General features: G+C 52.4%; 1 protein-coding gene and 1 pseudogene. Both read left to right on the top strand.

What is annotated here, in order from left to right:
• Nucleotides 1–135: 135 nt before the first annotated feature.
• Nucleotides 136–1,985 (top strand): annotated as a pseudogene (locus B9Z41_RS16770) (DEAD/DEAH box helicase).
• 411 nt (nucleotides 1,986–2,396) lie between these two features.
• Nucleotides 2,397–3,935: an AAA family ATPase gene (locus tag B9Z41_RS16760; protein WP_100148225.1), complete on the top strand. Its 1,539-nt coding sequence runs from the start codon at nucleotides 2,397–2,399 to the stop codon at nucleotides 3,933–3,935.
• Nucleotides 3,936–4,023 lie beyond the last annotated feature (88 nt).

The following is a 4,023-nucleotide window of genomic DNA, read 5'->3' as shown; positions in this document are numbered from 1 at the left end:
CCGTTGAACGCTTGTGACCACCTCAACCCGATTGGGCCTTGCTGAAGACATAGTCATATCCATAGTCGTATTCCTAGTTGTTAGTTTAAGGAATACCAACGGGACTGTTTTTCAGGGGGCTAACTCAGCATTATTTTGGCTTCGTTGATTCCTTCTATCGGTACCTCTTCATTCGACTCAACGGGTGAGCGCCGTCTTGCCGAGCGGTTGGAGCAAAAGCTGGATGCCGATTACTTGCTTTGGCACAACGTGCCAATTGGCCCCAAGCAAACTTATCCCGACTTTGTGGTGCTGCACCCACGGCGCGGATTGCTGATACTCGAAACCAAAGATTGGCATTTGGACACCATTCAGCGTGCTAGCAAGCAAACGTGGGATATCTTGGTCAATGGTGTGTCCAAGTCGGTGGCCAATCCCCTAGCGCAGGCCCGTCACTGTGCGATCCAAGTGGTTAACGCCCTTGAGCGTGACGCGCAGCTTGTGCAAACCAATGGACCTCACCAAGGCAAGCTGGCATTTCCTTGGGGGTATGGGGTGGTGTTCACCCGTATGACACGTAGGCAGTTTGAATATGCTGGTTTGGGTGAATCAATTCCTGATCACTACGTCATTTGCAAAGACGAGATGGAGGAGTCCGCCGAACCGGAGGCGTTTCAGCGGTTGCTTTGGAACATGTTCGTTCATCAATTCGGTGGCGCTATCACACTGCCTCAGTTGGACCGCATACGTTGGATCATGTTCCCCCAAGTACGTGTACAAAGCCAAGGCGCTTTGTTTGACGATAGCGACGCCGAGGCAGAGCTGCCCGACATCATGCGGGTGATGGATATTCAGCAGGAGCAGCTTGCCCGTAGCTTAGGCGATGGTCACCGTGTCATTCATGGCGTGGCTGGTTCAGGCAAGACGATGATCTTGGGCTACCGAGCCGAATACTTGGCCAAGGCTTGCACCCCGGCCAGCAAACCCATCCTCATCCTCTGCTTTAACGAACCGTTGGCCGTGAAGTTGGCCAGCGTGATGAGCACCAAAGGCCTCAGTGACCGCGTGCATGTGCGGCACTTTCACAGTTGGTGCCACAGACAACTTACTGCCTATGGGCAAGCGCTACCGCCGCAAGGCAATGGTTTTTTCGAAGAACTGGTTGGTAACGTGATCCGCGCCGTGGAGCGTAATCAGATCCCTGCTGGCCAGTACCAAGCGGTGATGATTGACGAAGGCCACGACTTTGCACCTGAGTGGCTCAAGCTCGTTACTCAAATGGTAGATCCCAACACCAACACCTACTGGTGCTCTTTGATGACGCGCAAAGCATTTATGAACGCGCGCGCAGCAAACAGTTCAGCTTCAAGAGCGTGGGCATCCAGGCACAAGGACGCACCACCGTTTTAAAAATCAACTATCGCAACACTCGTCAGATATTGCATACCGCCAGCTTGGTGGCCGCTGACCTATTGACCGCAGACGATCAAGACGACGACGGCATCCCCCTGCTCAAACCCGTGAGCTGCGGTCGTGAGGGACAGGCCCCCGTCATCATTCACTTACCAACTTTGCGCGATGAGGCATTTGCTATTGCCGACCACTTGGTAAGTGCCCACAAAGAAGGATTTGCTTGGGGCGATATGGCCGTGCTGTGCGCAGACTGGAAAACCATGGACCTTTGCGCCAGCGCGTTAACCCAACGCAAGCTGCCGCACCGAGTTCGCAAAAAGAGCGGCGAATACCAACCCAGCGCAGACACCATTCAAGTGATGACGATGAAGGTCAGCAAAGGCTTGGAATTCCCCTTGGTGGTACTGCCTGCTGTAGGGCATATGCCTGCGCCGGGAGAGGATAAGAAGGAGGCGGCGCGGATTTTTTATGTAGCGGCTACGCGCGCTACGCAGAGGTTGGTGATAGGGGTAGGCGGGGATGGTGGGTTTGGTCGCTCGCTGCGCAATGACTCTGATACTGCGCCTGGATTACTCGCAACTCGGGTTAAATGAAAAGTCATGTCAATCACTTTGCCTAGTCATGATTTTTCGTATTGGAGTGACCCTGAAGACACTGACACCCCAAATGGGCTGCTCAGATGCGTACTGACGGGCCCAATCTAACAGTAAAAAATTTGCAATTGAACATGAAATCTTTCGGGTTTTCCAAGGCGTTGCCGTTTGCGTTTACCGAGCACGGGGCGATTCAGGCAGCCAATGTGCTGGCGTCAAGCCAAGCGGTTGAGATGGGAATTTATGTCGTGCGGGCTTTATGTGGCGGCTACCAGGGCCACTCAGAGTTTGCTGATGGGGGCGGTGGGGCTGGTGGGTTTGGGAGACGTTTACTGGAGTAGCGATTCTGTAGTGCTGTGTGCATTCAAAAGCGACCCAAAACGTATGGCAACTTAGAGGAGGACGAGTCCGGTGATCAATCAAATCGACATAGCGAGTTTTGGCAGTTTCCAAGGCTTAGACTGGAAGAAAACGGTTCGCGACAGCGGCAAAAATGTCAAATCATTTCAACGCTTGAACATCCTCTATGGCCGCAACTATTCTGGCAAGACAACCCTTTCCCGAATATTTCGTGCGCTCGAGACCCGTAAACTCCCGCTGAATTATGTAGGCTCCGCCTTTACGGTGTCAGGTGATAAGGGCGCGGTTACCGCTGCAAGCTTGTTGACGCACAACTACGATGTACGGGTGTACAACCGCGACTTCGTGACAGACAACCTGGGCTTCCTAGCCAATCAGGACATCGGGGGCGAGATCAAGACTTTTGCCATCGTCGGTGAGCAGAACAAAGAAATTGACGATGCAATTACTGCCGTTGAAGCAAAACTCGGCAGCATTGAAGCGAAAGTGGGACTCCGGTTTGATCTCGAAGCGAAACGCAAAGAGCGGGATCGGACAAAGTCTGCTTACGCCACGGCCTCGAACGGGTTGGATGAAAAGTTGCGAACCCATGCTGCACAAAAGATTAAGACGAACCGTCAGTACGGCAGTGCCGTTTACAACATCGAGCACATCAAACGCGACATCATTGCTACAAAAAAACCTGACTTCGTTCCACTTACGTCTGAAGAACAGGCTGGCAAGCTCACTCTACTAAAACAAGAAGCTCTCTCTGACATCACCGGCACGCTGGCGATCACTCTCAATTTCGAGTCATTGACCGCCACCGTTGAACCTCTGCTGTCCAAGGCAATAACCCCGACCAAAGCCGTAGAGGAGCTTCTGAAAGACAGCGCCTTGCAACTATGGGTCAAGCAGGGGATGGGACACCACCGCGGAAAGCGTGACACATGTGCGTTCTGCCGGCAAGATCTGCCACACGATATTTGGCAAGTATTAGACGAGCACTTCAGCAAAGAGTCGGGCGACCTAGAGACGGCGTTGGAAGCGGCTATCACGTCAGTGACTAACGAAATCGATGCCATCGCAGAACACAACAGCTTGACGGGTGCACAGTTCTACGCTGATGAACGCACCAAGTTTGAAGCAAGCAGCAAGGCTCTCTCGCAAACGCTGGCCGTCTACAAAAAGGATTTGGAGACGCTGAAGAAGGCACTTGAGACACGGAAAAACAACTTGTTCCAGCCTGTGACCTTGACAGGCCCAGCGTATGACGCAAAAGAAATCGACAAACATATTGCCGCCATTAATACACTGATCGTCATAAATAATGGCAAAACTTCCACACTAGAAAAGGACAAAGCCGCTGCCAGAGATGCGCTTCGATTGGCTGACGTTTTCACATTCGCTGAAACAATTGCTTATGACAAAGAACTCGACCGCATCGCCGCACTTAAGGTTGATGCAGATACGGCGGGCACCGCCTATTTCGATGGAGAGAAGGAAATTAGAGAAGCTGAAGCTAAAGTTCAAACATTGAGGGCCAAGCAAAAGGATGAACGCAAGGGTGCCGTGAATCGCCCCGCATTTCGAGGAGGCCAGTTGGTTTAAGTTAACGCCTTAGCGTTGGTCTTCTCAGCGAGTTGCCGATAGTAGTTGGTCTCAGCCTCGGCAGGTGGAATATACCCAATACGCTCCA

The organism is Limnohabitans sp. JirII-31 (assembly GCF_002778315.1).
Taxonomy (GTDB): domain Bacteria; phylum Pseudomonadota; class Gammaproteobacteria; order Burkholderiales; family Burkholderiaceae_C; genus Limnohabitans.
The sequence above is the reverse complement of the archived record's forward strand: the minus strand, read 5'-3'. Positions and strand labels throughout refer to the sequence as shown.